Raw genomic sequence first — 22,689 nt, forward strand, 5'->3', positions numbered from 1 at the left:
GTTTGCTGTGGATCGCGATTCGTACGCTGCGTGACCGATGGCTGCTCTTTGCAGGCTCGTTCATCGCGCTGACCTTCGGCGTAGCGCTTGTCGCGACAACGACTTTGGTGATCTCGGCGGCGGCAGATGCCGAGCCGCCCGAATCGCCTGCTCCCGGCCGGTTTGATGCAGTCGCCGTCGTCGTGCGGGCTGAGCAGCGCCTCGATATGGAGTTCCGCGACGGTGAGTCCACCTGGGTGCAGTCGGAACCCACCGCCGAGAGCGTCCGAGTTCCGGTCGAGGCTGGCGCGCGACTGGCCTCGGTGGACGGCGTGCAGGAACTGGTGCCGGCTCACGACTTCGACGTGGCGGTGATCGCCGGATCGGCCAACGCCCTGTCGGGATCGGGACAGAACTGGTCGAGTGCTCGCCTGGCTCCGTACCCGTTGGTCGATGGGAAACCACCTGGTCCGGGAACTGTCGTTGTCGCGGACGGGGTTGCGAAGATCGGTGACGAACTCACCGTGGTCACCCCTGCCGGTGATGAACGGGTCACGGTAGCCGGCCTTGTGTCCGCGGTAGCCGCCGGGCAACCAAGCGGTTCACCGGTGTTCTTCGCGGATGCCGATGCCGGACGGCTATCCGGCGCGGAAGGCCGGGTCGACGCGTTCGGTGCGTTCGCGGCACCCGGCGTCGCGCCGCAGGAACTGGCATCCAGGTTGCGTGCCGAACTTCCCGATCAGTCGTGGCGCACCGACACGGGTGCGACACGAGCGGACGACGGATCTGTCGACCCGTTCGAGCAAGCGACGTCGGATGTCACGGCGCTCATGGCGACGGCAGCGGTCGTAGCCGGTTTCGTATCCATTTTCGTCGTGGCAAGTACTTTCGCGTTCACCGTCGCCGGACGCCGCAACGAGATCGCGCTCCTGCGCACGGTGGGGGCGACGCCAAAACAAGTGCGAAGAATGATTACTGGCGAGTCCGTTCTGGTCGGGATGTTCGCCTCGGCTCTGGGGTGTGCGCTCGGCCCGATCTTCGCTCCCCTGCTCGGAGATCTGCTCATCGGGTTCGGGTTGGCACCGGCAGGTTTCACCGTGCCGACGTCTGGCTTCATGTTGCTCATCTCGTTCGCGGTAGGTGTCGTGGTCGCAGTTCTGGGCGTTTCACTGGCGTCTCGCCGGGGGGCCAAAGTCCGACCGGTGGAGGCTCTGCGCGTCGCCGCCGACGAGGGCAAGGTGATGACGGCCAGCAGGTGGCTGATCGGACTGGTGTTCGTCGCCATCGCCGGCGTGCTGTTGGCGGTGTTGCCGTCGGCGGGTGCCGAAGGTGCGGTCCCGGTCGCGCTCGTGCTGACAGAGGTACTCGTTGTCGCTCTCGCCGCACTGGCACCGGTTTTCCTGCCCGCGGTCGTGTGGCTTGCGGGCCTGGTGATGTCCAGGTTGGCCCCGACAGTGGGAATGCTGGCGCGGGAGAACCTCCGGGTCGGCGGCAGAAGAACGGTCTCCACGGCCGCACCGATCATGGTTACCGTGGCGATTGCTGTTTCCATGCTGACCATCGGTACGACGATCGCCTCGTCCACGGTGGCCGATCAGGAGCGAACCACGTCCGCTGATGTGGTCGTCGCTTCGTACGCGGCCGGGATCTCGCCGGCATCGACGGAGCGATTGCAAGCCGTTCCCGGCGTCCGGGCGGTCACCGCTCCAGTCCCGACAGAGATTCAGGCAGTGCAGAACGACTACTCGACAACGCTGTCCGCTGCGGGCGTCCGCCCTGAGCAGTTGCTGGAGAACTTCGACCTGCAGGTGATCGACGGCTCCACTCAGGCATTTCGGAATGCTGCCGTCGTGGTAGATCAGGAGACTGCGGAGATCGCGGAGTGGACCGCAGGGGCACAGGTGGATGTATATCTTGGAGACGGGACACGGACTTCAGTGAACGTAGCGGCGGTCGTGCAGTCGGCAGGTGGTCTTCCTGGCGCACTGCTTACTGACGATCTCCTGCAGGGGCACGTGGACTCGCCACTGGCCGAAGCGGCCTACGTGTCACTCGACCCCGGTACTGATCCGGGAGTTCTCGATGGTGTTGTGCCAGGAGCGCAGGTCCAGCCGATCGACGGCTGGCTGGATATGCAGGCGGACGACGCGGGCAAGGCCAACCGCGTGGTCTTTCTTCTGCTGATCGGTATGGCACTGGTATACAGCGGACTAGCGATCGCCAATACCCTGCTTATGGCATCGGGCCAGCGTGTCCGCGATGTCGCGCTGCTCCGCCTCGTAGGAGCCAAGGGACGGCAGATCACGTGGATGCTCTTGTGGGAGACGCTGACCACGATTGTCGTAGGTGTGTTGCTAGGTGCGGTTGCCGCCTGCGTCAGCGTGGCCGGCGTACTGAACGCCATCTCCGTAACAAATCCGGCCGCGCATCTGTCGGTTCCTCTCACTGAGTTGATCTTTGTGGTCGTCGGGTGCGTAGCCATCGCCCTGCTGGCCAGTCTGCTGCCGGCGAAGCTTGCGCTACGTGGCCGGGCCTTGGACACCGCTACCGCGCGACAGTGACTCGGTACTTCCACGAACCAGGAACGGTCCACATCTGTCGACGACACCCGGCGACTCAGGGCGACCAACGCCACTGGCGGTATAGCCAGCTCTACTTCAACGGTCCACGTTGGTCGATTGTCGGCACTGGTCGATATATCTAGGGTAAAAGCCAATTTCCCACTAAAGGGTGACTGCGGGATCGGGTCGACCGCCACAGAGGGTGATCATTGTGAGCTGGAGCGGGGTCGCACCCCACGGGCTGGCCTACGAGTCAATCCCTCTCAGCGGCCTGACCTACCGGAATCTCCGCCGTCAGGATGGTCGGTCCTCCGGGCGGGCTAGTGAGGGTCAGTCGCCCGTCAAGGACCGCGATGCGATCGGCCAGCCCGTTCAACCCGCTGCCCTTGGCGGAATCCGCGCCTCCCACCCCATCGTCGCTGACCGTTACGTGCAATCTTTCTCCGTACATGGCGGCGCTGACCTGGGTCAGCGTTGCCGAACCATGCTTCACCACGTTCGTCAGTGCCTCGCTGACCAAGTAGTAGACGGCTCTCTCGACAGATGGCGTCAGCGGAGTACTCAGCAGAACGTCGACCTCGACTGGTACAGGGCAGCGTGTAGCCAGGTCCTCGATCGCGGCCTCCACGCCGCGTTCCGTCAGCACTCTCGGATGGATCCCCCGCACGAGTTCTCGCAGTTCGGTCAGCGCTTGCTGTGCTTCGCGCTGCGCCTTGCCCACCAGGCGCGCGCTCGCACTCTGGTGCTCCTGGAGCTCCAGCCCAGCCAACTTCAGGGTGAGCGACACCGCGAGAAGCCTTTGTTGTGCACCGTCGTGCAGATCTCGCTCGATCTTCTGGCGTTCGGCGTCGAACGTACTGACGAGCCTTGCTCGAGACAGGGTGAGTTCTTGCACCTTATTCTGTGGGGTCGATTTTGGCAGCAGCACGAATGTGGCGAACGCTGCCTGACCGGCTGCGGACAACGACGCCAAATAAATGCACGTAATCGCACCTACGACGCCCGCTGCGGCGAAGGGCAGCGAATCTCCGACGTGATCGACCGTACCGATGCTGCCAAGCATGACGGTATCGGGCGCGACAAAAACTACCACCGCGGGCAGAATCGTCAATGCGATGCAGAAGAAAGTAACGCCGAGAAGGCCGAGATTCAGGAAAGTGAACAGCGATGTGAACACGACCGCGTAGGCCAACTCACGGAACGCCCGTCCTCGTCGAACATATTCGCAATAAGAAACTTTCTTCTCGTCTTTACGAGCATAATTCACACTTCTGTTCCGTGTCGTCAGGGTCAGTCGAGTTCGCTCGATCGATGCGAGCGGTCGCGCCACCAGAAACAAAATAAGAATCGCCAGCACGGCTGTTGCGGTCGCAGGCGATTGCGAGTATTCCCCGAGCATGGCGGCCGCTGGCGCCAGAAGCAGCAGGCTGCCGATTCCAGCTCCGGTGATGACGTAGGCGAACGAGTGCCATGGCCCGGCCGACGCCAGAAAACGGACAGGGTGGCCGATTCTGGCCCGCCGCTCGTTCGGCGGGGGGGTAACCATGCGACGAGGCTACTGCGAGACGCGACGCTTGTGCGGCAGAAGCGTCCTAAACTTGCCCGATCATTAGGCCAAGTGAGGGGCCTTAGCCTGCATAGATCACTCGAGTGGAGCAACCGTCAAACCCAGGCGGGCGCAGAACTCGCTCGACGTTCTCCTGCTGAGCCGGGACACTTTGACGCCGGGAGGAAACCGCCTGCAAGGCAGTGTCCCGCACCATCGTGCACAGCAAGCGTTGAATTTCTTCTGGTCACCTGACGGAGCATCTGTGCGCCGACGAGGAGACCAGCTTAGTTTTGACCAAAATTTGCCACTTAATTCACGGAAATTTATCTGTTAACAGTCACGGTCAGAACTGATACCGACCAATCGGTCGCAGCCGCGCAACTTCGCTTGATTGCCTTAATTGGAATTTCGTCCGTATTGGCGAGCAAGCACTCACGCTTGCGGATGGGCGTCATGTTTCGCGCGCGCCCCGGTGATTCCATCCCATCAGCGCGGCTCGACATTGACGGCATAATGAAGCCGTACGCTGGGACTTTTATTCCTGAGTAAATAAGTGTTGCGCTTCGCCTGGAAAGAATCTACAGCGCTTATGGTGCCAAGCCTACCGTTTCGGGTAGGCTAGGCACTACCAGACGTCGCTCGTCTGAAACCGGACGGGTCGGTGTTTGGTGGTGCTATTTCGACCGTTATGAGCAGATGATGGTCGGCCATGACCATGGCTGTTGCATTGGGGGCAATACTATGAGTCTTTCCCGTTTGACAGGCGTCCTTGCCGACCTGAGTACGGAACATCGGATCCCAGGGGCGCAGTTGGCGGTTCGGCATCGCGGCGAGACTTACTCGGCGGTGTTCGGTCACACCGCCTATGGGACGTCGGAACCGGTCGACTGGGGTAGTCGGTTTCCGTTTGGATCGGTCAGCAAATCCTTTACGGCCTCCGTTGCCATGCAACTGGTCGCCGATGGTGACATTGACCTGGACGAACCAGTGGACGCGCATGTCCCCGAGCTTCGGGATATCGGGTGTCTGCACGATGTAACGCTGCGGCAGCTGCTGGGGCATACGAGCGGCCTGGTTTCGGACCATGAGATCGACGGTCGGCAGAACACGACGCTCCGCCGGTATGTGTCGAGCCTTCAGGACTCCTGCAAGGCGGATTCGGCCGGCGTCGCGTTTTCGTACTCCAACACGGGCTATGTGCTTGTCGGGCGGTTGATCGAGTGCCTCACCGGCATGAGTTGGTGGGACGCGGTCGAATCTTTCCTCGCCGGTCCTCTCGGCCTGACGCTGACCCCGGCCGTACTAAGTGATCCGATGGCTTCGATCGTCACGGCACACTCCGTATCCGCGGGCAGGGTGGTGCCAGTGGCCAACGTCTTGCCCGCTGCCTGGGAGCCCGCAGGCGGTATCGCGGGCACGGCCTTGGACCTGCTCAAGTTCGCGGAGGCTCATCTCGACGGCGGTACGAACGCGATCCTAGATCGGGATCTCGCTGAACTGATGCGCCGCCCGACCGGCATCGAACCGTTCGGTGTCGCTCATGCGTGGGGGCTGGGCTGGGGCTTGTATCTCGACAGCTACCAGTCGATGTGGGCGGGTCACGACGGAACCCTCTCGGGAACCACGAGCGCGCTTCGGTTCGATCCGGCCGATGGCACGATTGTCGCGTTGACGACGAATGCAACCACCGGATTGGCGCTGTGGGCGGATCTCGTCGACAAGCTGGCTGAGATGGGTATCGAGGTGGGCGACTACGGTGGCCGCACCGTCGTGCAGCCGGGGCAGTGGCATGACCCGGCTGAGTATGTCGGCGACTATGTCAACGGCACGACATGCTTCAGGCTTCGTGTAGACGCGCAGAACCTTCTGTCCCTCGATGATGGAACCGGGTTTGTGGCCAGCCTGACGGTTGCTGGGCCGGATACTTTCTTAGTGCACCAGAAGGATGTTTCAACACCGAGTCACCCCGCGCGATTTCTGCGCGACAGCGTGACAGGACGTATCCGATCCATGCAGTTCAGTGGGCGAATGTCGAGTTTTCGGACATCGATCAATAATGTCGAGCGGATACCCGTCGGTATCTGATCAGATGTCTCCAGAATATTGGGTTCGGCAAAAGTTTTGCACCCGTGGATATCCTGGTCCGCCATTTAAACTTCAACGCCACATCGTGTTCGAGGATCTCGCTCCGTCGCGCGCGTGATCCCTGGTCTGCTCGGAGAGTGTGCTGATTGTGCGTCGAATATTCTTTGAAGTTGAAGATCTGGCCCGTATATGCGTAACAGCAACGGCGGGCGAGACTGCCGAATCGTTGTTTGCATTAGAAACGTTGAAAAATTCCGGAAACTCCGCATTTCAGTTATGGCGAGAGCGGGCCAAAGTGCAGCTGGCCGGCAGTAGTCAGCGGGTAAACAGTTTGGTGTGCAACACCCGTTCGGCAGCCGACCTGTTGTGGTTGATCGATTCTTCAAAAAGTCCCGAATTTGGCCCACTCAGATCGCTTCGGATGAATGCGGGTGATGTATCTGCAGCAGTTCAGGCATTCTGCAGAATCGTCGTAAAACCAGACTGGGATGGATTGCGTAAATACCTGCACGCCGAACGGGATACTCGTGGTCGGATTCTCACTACAGGTGGGGTAGAGAGGCTGCTCAGCACTTTGCACCCGCGGGTCACGTGGAGATCTCCGGTACTCGAGGTCCCGGGCGCCCATGGCGAGGATGTTCACCTCAACGGCCGAAGACTCTTGCTGGCGCCATCGTTTTTCATGGCGGACCGGCCTGCGATGTTCATTGAGAACGACCAGGTAAATGATCAGCCGATGCTGATATTTTCTGCCCAGCCAGAACTTAAGACCGTAACAGAGATGTGGGGTATCCGCGGTCGGAGTGGCGGCGATGGAGCGTTGTGCGCGCTGGTCGGCCGGACTAGGGCTGCGGTTCTCAATGCGCTTAGCGACAGTAGCACGACAGGGGAGCTTGCGGAACGCCTGGGAATTTCCGCGGCCGGTGTAAGTCAGCATACCGGTGTACTTCGGAGTGCTGGGTTGATCACGACTCGACGTAACCGGAACAGTGTCATGCACAGCATCACCCCATTAGGCGTGAGTTTAATATCCGGCGGGGGTCCGCAGAGTGGTCTTTGGCAGATCGAACACGTCGTGTAGGCGCGCTGAGCATGTATTTTGGTCCAGCGTGAAAGGCGTGGACCTAGCGCCAGGCGAGGCTAGCATCGTATGTGAAGTAAGCCTCAGAAGGGCCCATTGGGTGATTTTTCAGGAGGCTCTCCAAGTCTGATAAATGAGACGCAAGGAACTCAAAATGGCAGAGTACGAAGCTTCTCATCGTCGTCGTGTCCGAGTCTTCGATGCGACCCTCCGTGACGGCGAACAAGCACCTGGAAACACAATGTCTCCGGAGCAGAAGGTTGAGCTCGCGATGGTGTCGGAGGCCTACGGATCCGACACCATCGAGGCAGGGTTTCCTGGGTCGTCACCAGTGGACTTCACTGCGACGCAACTCATCGCGGACGCGCTCACGACCGCGAAGTTCGCAACCTTCAACAGGACGAGTCTCGAAGACGTCGAACTATCGATGAAAGCTGGTGGTGCTCGAGAGAACCACCAGGTGCAAATCTGTGGAACCGGCAGTGAGTTGCACCTGGAGCACAAGCGTGGCATCAGTCGGGATGAGGCTGTGCGAGAAGTAGGAGAATCGATTAGGTTCGCCTTGTCGTTAGGAGCAAAGGACGTCTCCTTCGGAGTCGAAGACGCGAGCCGAGGAAGCCACGACCTGATTCATGCACTGGTCGATGAGGCATTGGATGCGGGCGCCGGAACTATCATTCTGGCGGACACGACGGGCTACGCTCTCCCCCAGGAGTTCGGCGCTCTGTGCGCAGTAGTGCGTTCGTGGTTGCCCCACGGCGTCAATCTCTCGACGCATTGTCACGACGATCTGGGCTTTTCGCTGGCCAACGCGCTGGCGGGGGTCGAGGCTGGCGCAAACGAAGTGCAATGCACGCTTGGCGGAATAGGCGAACGAGCTGGGAATACCCCGCTGGAGCAACTGGCGGCTGTTCTCCGGTACAAAGAAAACGAACTGGATAGCGTGACCAGAATCGAGACCGAGCGTCTCTATGCGGCTTACGAGCGGTTGGCTGAGATTATTTCTCTGCAACCGTCCCGTAATAAGCCGATCTTCGGTGTGAACGCATTCTCTACCCAGGCCGGCATACATCAGGCCGGAATTCTTCGCAATCCGGCCACGTATGAGTACATCAACCCGTCTTCGTTCGGCCGAGAGCGAGCACTTCTTGTCGGCCGGCACTCTGGCAGGGCGATTCTGCGGTATCTGCTCGATTCGATGGACGTGACGCCTGATCCAGGTCTGCTCGACGACCTGTACGAGGAGTTCGTGGTGAACCGGCCGAACAGCGATTGCGACGAACTGGGGGATCTCCGCAACCGTGTCGCCGCGAGGCTGTCCGACCGGGCGGTCGTTGGGGCAGGCTCGTGATGGGAGGCACCACCCTGCTCGACAAGGTGTGGGAGCAGCACGTCGTGGACTCAGGGGGAGAAAGCGACCCGGACCTTCTCTACGTGGACTTGCATCTGATTCACGAGGCGACGTCCCCGCAAGCCTTCGAGGGCCTGCGAACAGCCGCCCGGCCGGTGCGCCGTCCTGATCTCACGCTCGCGGTCGAGGACCACAACGTGCCGACCGACTCGAGGGTCATCAAAGACCCGATCAGCTTGCTTCAGGTCGGGACACTGCGTCGGAACTGCGGAGATCAGGGAATCGAGCTGTACTCGCACGGCCACGATCTTCAGGGAATCGTGCACGTCGTCGGTCCAGAGCTGGGCTTCGTGCATCCGGGCATGACCGTGGTGTGCGGTGACAGCCACACGTCTACACACGGCGCGTTCGGTGCACTCGCGTTCGGGATCGGGACCAGCGATGTCGAACACGTACTGGCGACGCAGACACTGGCGTTGTCCCGGCCGAAGACGATGGCCGTTGAGTTCGTGGGTATGCCATCGGACGGAGTGACCCCGAAGGACCTGATGCTCGCGCTCTTGGCGAAGATCGGGGCCAACGGCGCCCACGGGTACGTTCTCGAATACCGAGGAGAAGCTATCCGCGCCACTTCGCTCGAAGGTCGCATGACAATCTGCAATCTGAGTATCGAAGCCGGTGCGAGGGCCGGGCTCGTAGCCCCTGACGAAGTGACCTTCGAGTATCTACGCAATCGGGCGAACCGGCCCGAAGGCGTTGCGTGGGAGGACGCCATCGCCTACTGGAACTCGTTGCGGTCGGATCCGGATGCCGAGTTCGATCGCACGGTCGTCGTAGACGTCTCGGACCTCACTCCCTTCGTGACCTGGGGGACGAATCCGGGCCAGGGGGTACCGCTCGGTGGGGTCATACCGGAACCGCGTCTGCTGGCCGATCCTGCCGAGCGGGCGGCCGCCGAGCAGGCGCTCGCGTACATGGACCTGAGTGCGGGCACGAGGATGCGTGACATCGCGATCGACACGGTCTTCGTCGGATCCTGTACCAACGGCCGGATCGAGGATCTGCGCGCGGTCGCAAGAGTGCTCGGCGACAGGCGAGTCGCACCTGGAGTTCGGATGCTCGTCGTACCCGGCTCGATGAGCGTGCGCAGAGAGGCGGAGCGTGAAGGGTTGCACGAGGTCTTTCTCAGAGCAGGTGCCGAGTGGCGGCTCGCCGGCTGCTCGATGTGCCTGGGTATGAATCCTGATCGTGTCTCCGGTGCCCAGCGCTGCGCTTCGACGTCGAACCGCAACTATGAGGGACGACAGGGAAACCGTGCGCGCACGCACCTGGTTTCGCCGGAGGTGGCCGCGGCCACTGCGGTAACTGGGCACTTGTCCGCACCGGCTGACCTGGTCTGACCGTTCTTGTCAAAGGAGAGAATCTTATGCGGCCAATAAGGCAGCACACTGGACGGAGCATCCCGTTACGTCGTGGTGATGTCGACACCGATCAGATCATTCCCAGCGACTTCTGCCGAGGTTTGAGCCGAACCGGGTACCAGAACGCCCTGTTCGCGGGATGGCGCAAGGATCCCGACTTCGTGTTCAACCAGTCCGACCGGTCGGATGCGACGGTGTTGGTCGCCGGGCCGAACTTCGGCACGGGAAGCTCTCGCGAACATGCTGTGTGGGCACTAAGGGACTGGGGCATCGCGGCGGTGATCGCACCGAGCTTGGGTGACATATTCACACGTAACGCTTTGCGCAACGGTATTCTGGCGGTGACGCTGGGCAAGCCTGTGGTCGAAACCTTGCTCGATAGCAGCGAATCGGATCCCGGCTTCGAGATCACCGTCGACATCCTGCGCCGCGAGGTTCGTGCCGCCGATCTGCGTAGCTCGTTCGAAGTGGACAGCCGAGCACGCCATCTACTGATCGAGGGCCTGGACGACATCGACGAAACGATGCGCCGGGAATCGTCGATTCGACGCTACGAGGAGAGTCGTAAATACTGGTTGCCTTCGCTCGGCTCGGATCGTCCGTCAATTCGAGAGCCTGTTGGTGGCTTGACGTGAGTGGCGACGGGGCCGGTCGGCCCGAAGGGCGATTGCACCGATGACGACGATCGCGGTGATACCCGGCGACGGGATCGGACCGGAAGTCGTCGAACAGGCGATGGTGGTTCTGGACCGACTCGGTATCGGACTGAAATTCGACGTGCTTGATCATGTCAATGCCACCTCGTATCTACGCGACGGAAGCACACTGGAAACTGCGGATATGGACCGAGTCCGATCTGGTGCCGGCATCCTGCTGGGCGCGATCGGTGATCCCCGGGTTCGTTCGGTCGACTACGCGCGAGAGATCCTGCTACGTCTGAGGTTCGAGCTCGATCTGTACGTGAACTATCGTCCCGCGCGCTTACTCCACGATCGACTGAGTCCGCTGCGCGACCCCGCACGCCGGGCCATCGACTGTGTGCTGGTGCGAGAGAACACCGAGGGCTTGTACGTCGATGTCGGCGGGACGGTGCGCGAGGGGACGGATCACGAGACCGCGATCGATGCCGAGGTCAGTACGTATTTCGGTGTCTCCAGAGTGATCGGTTTCGCCTTACGCGCCGCCCGCCACGGCGTTTGCATGGTGGACAAGGCAAATGCCGTACGAAACAGCGGCGAGTTGTGGCAGCGGTGCTGGCGCGATCTCGGCGAAGCCCACCCGGAACTCGTGAAGACGCATCTGTATGTCGATGTGGCGGCCATGCGCTTGGTGGAGGACCCGGCATCGTTCGAAGTGATCGTCACCAACAACTCGTACGGCGACATCCTCAGTGACCTGGCGGCACAGGTCGCGGGTGGCCTAGGTGCGGCCGCGTCCGCCAACATCAATCCGGAATCGGGCGCCGGATTGTACGAGCCGGTGCACGGTAGCGCGCCCGATATCGCGGGTACCGGCACGGCGAATCCGTTCGGCGCGATTCTCAGTGGCGCGATGCTGCTGGACCAGCTCGGCCGGACCGACGAGGCGAACGCCGTTCGGGGCGCGGTGGATCGAGCTGTGGCCGCGCGCCGGTGCACCGTCGACCTCGGCGGCCAGCTCGGTACCGCGGACGCTGGCCGGGCGGTCGTCTCGGAGTTGTAGTCGCTCGACGCATTGCCGGACCGAGAATGGAGAGATCCCGTGAGCAACCCGTTCGATGACAGGACCGACAGTTTCGCGATGTTGGAGAACTGGTTGCCGCGACTCGTTGCGCTGCTCGACGACCATGCGACTGTGTTCGCTCCGCCCGCGCAAGAGGATTGCCTGCCTTGCGTGAACGAGAGCTCGACGGACCTGCGTCCGGGAAGCCTCGTCGAGAGTGTGGGGACGCGGACATGATCGGCGGAGCTGCCGGCGGCCGATCTCTGCCGGTTTCGCGGCGTGCGGCCGGTATCCCTTCGATGGAACTCGCGGATCTGATGCGTCTTGCGAACGAGGCCGGCGCCATCGACATCGCTCTGGGCATTCCGCAACTCGGCCCGCCCGTTTCCGCGGTGACCGCGGCGACGGCAGCGCTGTCGTCGGGGTTGCACCAGTACGCACCCCCAGCGGGCCTGCCCGGCCTGCGTCGGATGATCGCGAATCAGTTCTCGTCAAGCGGCCGTGGCTGGGACGTCGACCCCGGCACAGAGGTGACGATCACCTGTGGTGCTACTGAGGCGATCATGATCGCACTGTTGTCGACCACCGACCCCGGTGACGAGGTCATCCTGCTTGAGCCGTACTTCGAGGTTTATCCGGGAATGGTGGAACTGGCGGGTGCTATACCGGTACCGGTACCACTGACCCAGCCGGACTGGCGACTCGACATGGCCGCGGTCGCGAGCCGGATAACCAGTCGCACGCGAGCGATCCTGCTGAACACTCCGAACAATCCGACCGGAAGTGTTCTCAACCGAGGTGAGATCCGCGATTTGACGAACATGTGCGTCGAACACGGTCTCGCTTGCATATCGGACGAGGTATACGAGCGATTCGTCTTCGACGCCGACCACGTGTCGCCCGCCTCCGTCCCCGAGTGCCGGGAACGGACGATCGTCGCCGGGAGCCTGTCGAAGTCACTCCGGATGACCGGGTGGCGGCTCGGGTACTGCGTCGCGGAGCCGGGCTTGACGACGGTGCTGAGGCGTGTGCACGAGCGCACTACGGTTGGTACCAGTCATCCCCTGCAGAGCGGAGCGGCGGCTGTCCTGCCCGAGGACTTCTGCACTGCGGAGATGTTGCGCGAACGCCGCGACGCGGTGAGCGCGCGACTCTCCGGTATGGGATTCGACGTCCAGACTCCCGAGGGTGGATGGTTCGTCCTGGCCGGAGTTGGTCCACACAGTGCCAGTTCGAGCCAGCTCGCTCGCCGTCTCGTCACCGAGGCAGGGGTGCTAGTCGCTCCGGGGACGGCGTTCTTCTCGGATCGCGCGGAGGGAGAGCGGTGGATCCGGGTGACTTTCGCCCGGGATCCGGACGCGACCGACAAAGCATTGGAACTTCTAGCGGATTTCGTCGCTGGACAGGATCGATAGCCGAGTGGTCGGTGGTCGCCGAACTATCCGAAACGTTCGTGGAGGTAGAGAAAATTGATTCCCGAAGTGCCGGCCGTCGCGGAGATCACCTCACCGGCCGACGGGTCGGACGTGGCTATTACGGGGCTGTTCGAAGCTCAAGTGGCAACTCGACCGGAGTCGGTCGCGCTGATCCACGGGGCATCCTCGTGGACCTACCGGGAACTGGATGCACGGGCCAACCAACTCGCACGCCTGCTGGCCGAGTGGGGAGCCGGCCCCGAGAAGGTCATCGCGGTGATGGTTCCGCGCGGGCCCGACTTCGTGATCGGAGTTCTCGGGATCCTGAAGGCCGGTGCCGCATACTTACCGATTGACCCGGCGTATCCGGCCGAGCGAGTCTCGTACATCCTCGACGACGCCGCTCCCGAACTCTGCCTCTGTACAGAAGAATCGGCGGTCCTGGTGCCAGACCGGCTGGCGCGGCTGACCAGTCCAGACACCAGTGGGTATCCGACCGCCGCGCTGACCGACTCGGATCGTCGGTGCCCGCTCTCACCGGAACATCCTGCCTACGTCATCTACACCTCCGGATCTACCGGAAGGCCGAAGGGTGTGGTCGTCACCCACACCGGAATTCCGAGTTTCGTGACGATGCGGGAACGCTTCCACCTGAGCGAGACCAGTCGCGTCCTGCAGTTCGCGTCGATCGGTTTCGACGCTGCGGTATGGGAGATCTTCGGTCCTCTACTGGCGGGCGGCGCATTGGTGACCGCCCCGCCGGAGGACCTGGTCCCCGGAGCCGCGCTCGCCGATCTACTGCGCCGGCAACAGGTCTCCCATGCCACACTCCCGCCGACCGCGCTGACGGTGATGTCTCCGTCAGACGTCTCCACCGGAGTGTCCATCTTGGTCGCGGGTGAGGCTTCGTCCGGCGAGTCCGTAGCTCGCTGGTCAGCCGGCCGGCACATGGTGAATGCCTATGGTCCGACCGAGACCACGGTCTGTGCGACCGTGAGCGAGGCCCTGAGCGGCTCCGGCACGCCTGTCATGGGGGACGCGCTCAGTGGTGTGCGAGTGCAGGTACTGGACGATGATCTGCGTGCGGTTCCACCGGACTCGGTTGGCGAGCTGTACGTCTCTGGCAACGGTCTGGCCCGCGGATACTGGAACCGGCTGGGCGTCACGGCGGCGCGCTTCGTCGCCGATCCCGCGGGCCCGGCCGGCAGTAGGATGTACCGCACCGGGGACTTGGTCCGCACCAGGAGCGATGGCGAGATCGAGTTCGTCGGCCGGGTGGACGGCCAGGTCAAGATTCGCGGATTCCGTATCGAAACGGGTGAGATCGAGGCTGTCCTTTCCGGATACCCGGGAGTCGCCCAGGTCGCCGTGGCCGCCAAGGGTGATGGCGCGGAGGGGAAGCGGCTTGTCTGCTACATCTCTCCGGCGACGCTCGCCCGCGAGTCCACCGGGATGCAGGACTTCCTGTCCACAGTCCTCCCGCAGTACATGGTGCCCGGATTCTTCGTCGGTGTCGACGACTTCGCGTTGACCCCGCACGGAAAGCTGGACAAGGCAGCTTTGCCGGAGCCGGCCATGGACGGGCCAGGTGATGAGGGGGGCAGTTCCGCTCCGTGGACGGAGACGGAGCGAACGCTCGCGGAGATCTGGTCATCAGTTCTCGGTGTTGAACGGATCGGGCGCACGGATCGGTTCTTCGCCCTCGGCGGGGACTCCATCCGGGGGATTCGCGCACTCACCCGGGCGATGGACTCGTTCGGTGTGGAGTTGGCACCTCGAATGTTGTTCGAGGCACAGACCGTAGAGTCGATGGCGGCGATCGTGGATGAGCTCCGCGGTTTCGCGACACGGATGTCGATCGCTCCGGCCGATCGGGGGAGTCCGCTTCCGATGTCGTTTGCACAAGAGCGACTGTGGTTCCTTCACCAGTTCGACTCCGGGGGATACGACTACAACGTCTGCGGTGGACTCCGGCTGACCGGGGACCTGGACCCTCGGGCCATGGAAATCTCGCTCGAACTGCTCGTAACCAGGCACGAGATCCTGCGAACCACTTTCGACACCGTCGATGGGCGGGGCGTGCAGGTGGTGCGACCGGTGGGAGACTTCGCACTTCCGCAGCGCGACCTCAGCCTTCTTCCCGAACGAGAGCGGGAGGCCGAGTACCGGAGCGAGGTACGAGCGGAACTGGTGCGCCGGTTCGATCTGCATGAGGGGCCGGTTTTTCGGGCACTCCTACTGCGACTGACGAACGAGGAACATGTGCTCGTATTCAGCGCGCACCACATCGTGACCGATGGTTCGTCCATCGGGATCATGATCGACGAGTTGTGCCGCGATTACGCGTCCGTCGTTTGTGGAGAACACGCAGAATCCGAGCCCGAACCATTGCACTACGCCGACTTCGCGGCCTGGCAACGTTCCACCTGGACGGACGAGACGGTCGACGGTCACCTCGGCTACTGGAGATCGCAACTGGACGGCATCGGCACGCTGAATCTCGCGGCCGACCATCCCCGGCCTGCCGTGCGTACCGCCGCCGGCGCGGTCCATCACGTCGAGATCCCGCCGGGCACCGCCGCCGGACTCAGGCGTCTCGGGGATTCGGCCGACGCGACCTTGTTCATGACTCTGACCGCGGCGACCACGCTGCTGCTCCGCCAGTACTCCGGACAGAACGACATAGCCGTGGGTACGGTCACGGCGGGACGCAACCATGCGGAACTCGAGAAGATGCTCGGGTTCTTCATCAATACCGTCGTGGTGCGTTCCACGGTGGACGAATCCGAGACGTTCGTGAACTTCCTGCGCGAGGTCCGCGGTACCGTGCTGGAAGCCTTCGCACACCAAGAGGTGCCGTTCGAGCGGTTGGTCGAACAGGTCCAGCGGGATCGGGACACCAGCAGAACTCCCGTATACCAGGCGATGGTGATGATGCAGGACGCCTGGATCTCGCACGCCGACGCCGGCGGGCTCCGGGTGGAGAACGCGAACCTTCCGACCTACTCGTGTATCACCGATCTCACCTTCGAGTTCGGTGAGCGAGACGGTCGCCTACGGGTGTCCATCGGGTATAGCACGGACCTCTTCGAGGCCGAGACGATCACCCGGATGGCCGGGAACCTGGCGACCCTGCTCGACGGGATCGCCGCCGATGAAGGCGCCGTGATGCCGATACGGGAGCTGCCGAATCTCAGCGACGAGGAGCGCCGCCTCGTCGTGTCGGATTGGAACGGCCCGGAGCGGTCTTACCCGGCCGGCGAGGGGTTGCACGAACTGTTCGCCGGAGTGGCCGCCGAGTTTCCGGACTCACCCGCTCTGCGGTACGAACTCGGCTGGATGACGTATGCGGAACTGGACGGGCGGGCGAACCAGGTCGCGCACGAACTGCTCGCCCGCGACGTCGCGCCCGGGGAGGTCGTCGGTCTGCGTGCGGCGCGAGGACCGGAACTCGTGGTGGGGCTGCTCGGAATCCTCAAGGCGGGCGCCGCTTACCTGCCGCTGGAGCCCGGCCTGCCGGCGGAGCGCGCTCGGTACTTCCTGGCCGAGACCGGGGCGAGGCAGGTGGTCGCGACGGACAAGCTGGACGTCCCCTCGGCACAGGTCGGCGTGGTGGAGGTGGAGTCCGACGAGGTCGGGTCGCGGCCGCGGTCGCGACCCGAGGTGCACGCGGGCGGTTCCCAGTTGGCGTGCGTCCTGTACACCTCCGGCTCGACCGGCCGACCCAAGGGCGTGCTGTGCACCCACCGATCCGTGGCACGCGCGCTGTGTGGCACGGACTTTCTCGACCTCGGTCCCGGTCAGGTGGTTCTGCAGTGCATGCCGTTGTCGTGGGACGGCTTGCCGCTGGAACTGTGGTCGGCCCTGCTGCACGGTGGGTGCGCGGTGCTCTACCAGGACGAGACGGTGGACGCGGAGAAGATCAGCGAGCTGGTGACCAGCCTCGGTATCAACACGCTCTGCCTTCCGGCCGGTCTGTTCAACGTACTGGCCGAGGCGTATCCGCAGGTTCTCGGTGCAACCGGCCAGGTGATCATCGGCGGTGACGTCGCGGCGATTGCACTGCTCCGGACGACGCTGGAGCGATACCCCGGCCTCCGGCTGGTCAACGGCTACGGCCCGGTGGAGAGCATGATCGTGGCGACCACCCACGAGATTGTGCCGGCCGATGTCGCGCAGGCGCGCACACTCGTACCGATCGGCCGCCCGATCCCGAACACCACGGCGTACGTGCTCGGTGACGATCTGCGGCCGATGCCTGCCGGGGTGGTCGGGGAGTTGTACGTCGGAGGTGATGGTCTCGCGCATGGGTACCTGAACCGGCCGGACCTGACCGCGGAACGTTTCGTCGCGGACCCGTGTGGCCGTGCCGGCGCGAGACTGTATCGCACCGGTGACCTGGCTCGATGGAACGTCGCCGGTAATCTGGAGTTCTTCGGCAGGGTGGATCGCCAGGTGAAGCTGCGCGGTCACCGGATCGAACCGGAGGAAGTGGCGGCGGCGCTCACCGAATGCCCCGGGGTCCGCCGTGCGGTGGTGACCGTGCGCGAGGACGTACCAGGTGCCAAGCGGCTGGTCGGCTATCTCGTGCTCGAGAAGTCGGCGCTGACCGGCACGGCCGGGCTCCGCCGACTTCTCGCCGACCGGCTGCCGGACTACCTGATCCCCGCGTCCTATGTGGTCCTGGACGCGATCCCGCTCACCCGGAACGGAAAGGTGGATTTCGGCGCCCTGCCGATTCCGGGCCCGGACGAGGACACTGACGGCGGGTACGTCGCGCCACTCGACGACGTCGAGCAGACGCTTTCGGACATCTGGTCCGAGGTTCTCGGCGTGGAGCATGTCGGCACCCGGGACAACTTCTTTGATCTCGGTGGCGATTCCATCCTGAGTCTCCGGGTGGTCGCCGCGGCCAGGCAGCGGGGCATCGCGGTCACCTCGAAGGACCTGTTCGTTCGGCAGACGGTGGGTGACCTGGCCGGAACGGTCCGCGCCGTCGAGCTGTTCGTACCGGGCGAGGCCGACGGTCCTGCCGAACTGCTCCCGGTGCAGGAGTGGTTCCTGGGCAACCACCCGGTTCATCCCGAACGCTTCAGTCAGTGGGCGCGGATCGACCTGCTCGATGCAATCGACGTGGATGCACTGCGCGCCGCACTTCGATCGCTTGTACGGTCGCACGAGTCGCTTCGCCTGCGGCTGTGCCGTCAAGACGGGGTGGACGATCCGAGCCAGGATGTGCTTGAGCACGACTTCGATCCGCTCGTCGTGGTCGCGCCCGGGGAAGAGCACGATCCCTGGGGAGGCTTCGATCTGGCGGCCGGAAAGCTGTTCAGGGCCGTTCTGCGGGAGCCGGGCGAATTGCTTCTCGTCGCTCACCACCTCGTGGTGGATGCCGTCTCCTGGCGCATTCTTCTCGAAGACCTGGGGAATGCCTACACCACCGCGGTGGCGGGTGCGGAGCTTGTCGAACGGCCGCCCGGAACGACCTACCGGGCGTGGGCGCGACGATTGGCCAGCGACGCCGACGAGGGTGTCTTCGACGACGAGATCGGCTACTGGCGTGGCACCGGTTCGCGCACCCCGGTTCCGGTCGACTTCCCTGCCAGGCAGGAGGAGAACACGGTCGCGTCAGCCAGAACGGTGTCCGTGCGACTCGGCAGGGAGCAAACGGATGCCCTGCTCCGTTCGGTTCCCGCCACCTACCGGACGCAGATCAATGACGTCCTGCTGACCGCCTTCGGCCGGGTGCTGGCCGAGTGGACCGGCAACCGGCGGGTGGGGCTTGACCTGGAGGGGCACGGACGTGAGGAGCACGCCGAGGGGCTGGACGTGTCAAGTTCGGTTGGCTGGTTCACCACTGTATTCCCGGTAGACCTCGTCATCGACGAGCCGGAGATCGGCGACCTGCTCAGATCCGTGAAGGAGCAACTGCGTGGAGTTCCCCGCCGGGGGTTGGGCTACGGCGTGCTGCGCCGCGCCCGGCGGGTCGAGGAACGCCGCTCGGAGATCAGCTTCAACTACCTCGGGCAGTGGGGTGAGTCCGCACTCGGTGGTGATCTCTTCGACAGCGCGAGTCTTCGTCTGGGACTCGACCAACATCCCGGTCACGCGCGACTGCATGTGCTTGACTTGACCGCGTCGGTCCACGGTGGCGAGCTCGAACTTGCCGTGACCTACTCCGACCGTCTGCACCGGGAGCAGACCGTCCGGCGGCTCGCGGAGGCCACCCTGTCGGAACTGCGCCGGATCGTCAGGCATTGCGCCGACCCCGGGGCCGGTGGGTGCTCGCCATCCGACTTCCCGCTCGCGGGCCTGGATCAGCCGGCACTCGATCGCCTTCTCGGAAACGCCAAGGACATCCAGGACGTCTACCCGCTTACCCCGATGCAGAGCGGAATGCTGTTCCATACTCTGGCGGAGCCGGACACCGGCGTGTACAGCACGCAGGTCACTTTCGTAGTGGAAGGTGTGACGGACCTGGACCTGTTCGCCGAGGCGTGGCGGCGCACAGTGGCCAGACTGGAGATCCTCCGCAGCAGCGTGGTCTGGGAAGGCGTACCCGAGCCGATGCAGGTCGTGCACCGGGACCCGCGTCTCCCGATTCGACGGCTCGACTGGTCCGGACTTTCCTTCGCGCAACGAGAATCGGAGCTGACGGAGTACTTGGTGGAGGACAGGGCCGAGTCCATCGATCTGACGGAGGCGCCCTTGTTGCGCATCGCTTTGATCCGGTTGTCCGGTGAGGAGGTCCGTGTCGTGCAGACCGCGCACCACATTCTGCTCGACGGATGGAGCACCCAGCAGATGATGGCGGAGCTGTTCGCGCATTACGGCGAGCTGGCTGATGGGCAGCCCGCCGTGCATCCGTCCCGGCGTCCCTATCGCGACTACCTGGAATGGCTCGCCGAACAGGACGAGAACGCGGCGCGTGAACACTGGAGCGCGGCGCTCGCCGGGCTGGCCGAACGTACGAGGCTGCCGTTCGACACACACCCGATCCGAGAGCACCGCACCCGGTCCGTGGAACACGTCAGAAGCAGCTTGTCGGCGGATACCTCGGCCCTGGTCAAGGAGTTCGCACGCAAGAATCGGCTGACCGTCAACACCGTGGTCCAGGGCGCATGGGCGCTGCTGCTCTCCAGACATGCCGGGCAACGTGACGTTTGTTTCGGGGCCACCCAGTCCGGACGGCAGGCCGATCTGGATGGTGTCGACTCGATCGTGGGTCTCTTCATCAACACTGTCCCGGTGCGGGTCCAGGTCGATTCTCAGCAGACCCCGGCGAACTGGCTGACCCAGTTGCAGCGGACACAGGTGGAGTCCCGGGCTTTCGAGCACACCTCACTGTCCTTGGTGCAGTCGTGCAGCGAGATCGAGCAGGGCGGTCTGTTCGACAGCATCGTGGTGTTCGAGAACTACCCGGTGGATCGTGACGCCGCGGCTAGACACGGACTCCACTTGCGGGAAGTGAACTCGCACGAGTCCACCAACTACCCACTCAATCTCATCTCTTACCTCGATGAAGAGTTGTCGTTTCTGCTGACCTACGACTCGGACCTCTTCGAACCGGGAACGGTCGAGCGAATGGTCGATCACCTTATCCGCCTGCTGGAAGGGATCGCGGAGGACAACGCCCGCTCGGTGGCGCAGTTGCCGATGCTCACGAAGCGGGAAGTGCGCGCGGTAACCGAGGACTGGGTCGACACCAAGGTGGCGTATCCGGCCGAGCGCGGTGTCCACGAACTCTTCTCGCAGCAAGCAGGACGGACGCCGGACGCCACCGCCCTGGTGATCGAGGATCACACCTTGAGTTACCGGGAACTGGAACTGAGGTCGAACCGGCTGGCACATCAGTTGATCGACGCCGGGATCGATCGGGACGACCTCGTCGGCCTGCTGCTGCCGCGCGGAATCGACATGGTGATCGGCATGCTGGCCATCATGAAGGCCGGTGGCGCCTATATCGCCATCGACCCCGCGTTCCCGGACGAGCGAATTCGCGCGATACTCGGTGATACTGCGGCCCCGGTGGTTGTCACCAACGAACAGCTTCGGGCCAAGGCGGGGTGTATGGGCGCACGGGTGACGTGTGTCGATACCCATGCCGCCGCTATCGCGGCCCGGCCATCCGAGCCACCGTGCAGACCGACTTCGCCGGACCAACTGGCGTGCGTGATGTTCACCTCCGGATCGACGGGTGCGCCGAAGGGTGTGCAGCATCCGCATCGATCGACCGTCCGGACCTTCTTCGGGCCGGACTTCCTGGAGTTCGGACCGGACGAGGTGTTCCTGCAGTACTCGCCGGTTTCCTGGGACGCGATATCGCTCGAACTGTGGGGTGCACTGCTGCACGGTGCAACCTCGGTTCTGGTGCCCTCGCAAGCGCCTGGGCTCGACGCGGTGGTGTCGCTGATCAAACGACACCGGGTTACCGCGTTGTGGTTGTCGGCGGGCCTGTTCAACGTCCTCGTCGACGACTTCCCGGAGGTGTTCGCTGTGGTCCGGCAGGTGGCGACCGGGGGTGAGGCCGCGTCTCCCGGGCACATCAGAAAGGCGCGGGCGCGATTCCCGAAGCTCAGATTGGCGCACTGTTGCGGGCCCGTGGAGAGCATGGTGTTCGCGGCTTCGTATCTCGTACCCGCCGAGGGGTCGTCCGGAGCGTTGATTCCGGTGGGAAGACCGCTGGCCAACACCCGGTTCTACGTTCTGGATGCCGATCTGCGGATTACGCCGCCCGGCGTCGCAGGCGAGTGGTACATCGCAGGCGATGGGCTGGCCCGGAACTACCTCGGCCGCCCGGACCTCACCTCGGAGCGATTCGTCGCGAACCCGTTCGGGCCGCCGGGATCGCGCCTCTACCGGACCGGCGATCTCGTTCGATGGCGTACCGACGGTCTGCTCGAGATGCTGGGCAGAGCCGACGAGCAGATGAAGATCCGCGGATTCCGGATAGAGCCCGGAGAGATCGAATCCGTACTGGTCCGGTACTCGGCGGTGGCGCAGGCTGCGGTCACTGTTCGTGAGGATCAGCCGGGTACCAAACGATTGGTCGCCTATGTCGTCCTGCGGGACGAGGCCGGGTTCGTCGTGAGCGAGGCAAAGGACTTCCTCGGTGAGCTACTCCCCGGGCACCTCGTGCCAGCCGTCTTCGTCGTGCTGGAAAGCCTGCCTCTGACCACCAATGGCAAGGTGGACCGACGATCATTGCCCGTACCCGAAGGGCGGCTGGAGACGGAAGTCGAGTACATGGCCCCGCGCACGGAGACAGAGTCGGCGCTGACTCGGCTGTGGGAACGATTGCTGGGAGTCAGCGAAGTGGGCGTCGAAGACAATTTCTTCCGTCTTGGAGGAGACTCGATCAGCGCGGTTAAAGCAATATCCCGAATTCGAGATGAGTTTGATGTTGAACTGTCGCCGCGGGTGTTGTTCGATTCGCCCACTGTCGCCGCATTGGGAAGGGTTGTCGAAGACGAAATTTTGGCACAGATCGAGAAGTCTCTCGTCGAATGAATGCCTGGCTCAGTCGATAGTTTAAGGTTGTCAAGC

The 22,689-nt window shown here is 63.4% G+C and carries 12 protein-coding genes; 10 read left to right on the forward strand and 2 right to left on the reverse strand.

The features are described from left to right. Window positions 1–2: 2 nt before the first annotated feature. On the forward strand, window positions 3–2,540 hold the full coding sequence (locus tag CFN78_RS10475) for an FtsX-like permease family protein (protein ID WP_094862529.1): 2,538 nt from the start codon (window positions 3–5) through the stop codon (window positions 2,538–2,540). 253 nt (window positions 2,541–2,793) lie between these two features. Here CFN78_RS10475 and CFN78_RS10480 read toward each other — a convergent pair whose 3' ends face one another. After that, on the reverse strand, window positions 2,794–4,086 hold the full coding sequence (locus CFN78_RS10480; protein ID WP_094862530.1) for a sensor histidine kinase: 1,293 nt from the start codon (window positions 4,084–4,086) through the stop codon (window positions 2,794–2,796). A 744-nt stretch (window positions 4,087–4,830) separates the two neighbouring features. Between CFN78_RS10480 and CFN78_RS10485 the strand changes: the two genes are divergently transcribed. After that, window positions 4,831–6,174: a serine hydrolase domain-containing protein gene (locus CFN78_RS10485; protein ID WP_165777510.1), complete on the forward strand. Its 1,344-nt coding sequence runs from the start codon at window positions 4,831–4,833 to the stop codon at window positions 6,172–6,174. A 382-nt stretch (window positions 6,175–6,556) separates the two neighbouring features. Here CFN78_RS10485 and CFN78_RS29750 read toward each other — a convergent pair whose 3' ends face one another. Continuing rightward, window positions 6,557–7,111, reverse strand: coding sequence for a hypothetical protein (locus CFN78_RS29750; protein WP_240519373.1), 555 nt, complete (start codon window positions 7,109–7,111; stop codon window positions 6,557–6,559). Here CFN78_RS29750 and CFN78_RS30295 point away from each other — a divergent pair. The 8 genes from CFN78_RS30295 (at window position 6,995) to CFN78_RS10525 (ending at window position 22,653) form a co-directional block, all read left to right on the forward strand. Continuing rightward, the gene (locus tag CFN78_RS30295) at window positions 6,995–7,255 is read left to right on the forward strand and encodes an ArsR/SmtB family transcription factor (RefSeq protein ID WP_420807874.1); all 261 of its coding nucleotides are present in this window, start codon (window positions 6,995–6,997) and stop codon (window positions 7,253–7,255) included. The two genes, CFN78_RS29750 and CFN78_RS30295, sit on opposite strands and share 117 nt — an antisense overlap. A gap of 154 nt (window positions 7,256–7,409) precedes the next feature. Beyond that, window positions 7,410–8,606 (forward strand): LeuA family protein, encoded by a 1,197-nt coding sequence (locus CFN78_RS10495; protein ID WP_094862533.1) that lies wholly within the window; start codon window positions 7,410–7,412, stop codon window positions 8,604–8,606. Continuing rightward, the gene (gene leuC, locus CFN78_RS10500; RefSeq protein WP_094862534.1) at window positions 8,606–10,006 is read left to right on the forward strand and encodes a 3-isopropylmalate dehydratase large subunit; all 1,401 of its coding nucleotides are present in this window, start codon (window positions 8,606–8,608) and stop codon (window positions 10,004–10,006) included. The genes CFN78_RS10495 and leuC overlap by 1 nt, the downstream gene beginning before the upstream one ends. 26 nt (window positions 10,007–10,032) lie before the next feature. Then, window positions 10,033–10,662: a 3-isopropylmalate dehydratase small subunit gene (gene leuD / locus CFN78_RS10505; protein ID WP_094862535.1), complete on the forward strand. Its 630-nt coding sequence runs from the start codon at window positions 10,033–10,035 to the stop codon at window positions 10,660–10,662. Between the two features lie 40 nt (window positions 10,663–10,702). Beyond that, entirely contained in the window at window positions 10,703–11,728 is a 1,026-nt protein-coding gene (locus CFN78_RS10510) for an isocitrate/isopropylmalate dehydrogenase family protein (RefSeq protein ID WP_094862536.1), read from the forward strand. A 39-nt stretch (window positions 11,729–11,767) separates the two neighbouring features. Further along, window positions 11,768–11,965 (forward strand): hypothetical protein, encoded by a 198-nt coding sequence (locus CFN78_RS10515; RefSeq protein WP_094862537.1) that lies wholly within the window; start codon window positions 11,768–11,770, stop codon window positions 11,963–11,965. An 80-nt stretch (window positions 11,966–12,045) separates the two neighbouring features. Continuing rightward, window positions 12,046–13,143 (forward strand): pyridoxal phosphate-dependent aminotransferase, encoded by a 1,098-nt coding sequence (locus CFN78_RS10520; RefSeq protein WP_240519393.1) that lies wholly within the window; start codon window positions 12,046–12,048, stop codon window positions 13,141–13,143. A gap of 141 nt (window positions 13,144–13,284) precedes the next feature. Next, window positions 13,285–22,653 (forward strand): non-ribosomal peptide synthetase, encoded by a 9,369-nt coding sequence (locus tag CFN78_RS10525; protein ID WP_165777511.1) that lies wholly within the window; start codon window positions 13,285–13,287, stop codon window positions 22,651–22,653. Window positions 22,654–22,689: the final 36 nt, after the last annotated feature.

This window comes from Amycolatopsis antarctica, from assembly GCF_002262875.1.
GTDB lineage: Bacteria > Actinomycetota > Actinomycetes > Mycobacteriales > Pseudonocardiaceae > Amycolatopsis > Amycolatopsis antarctica.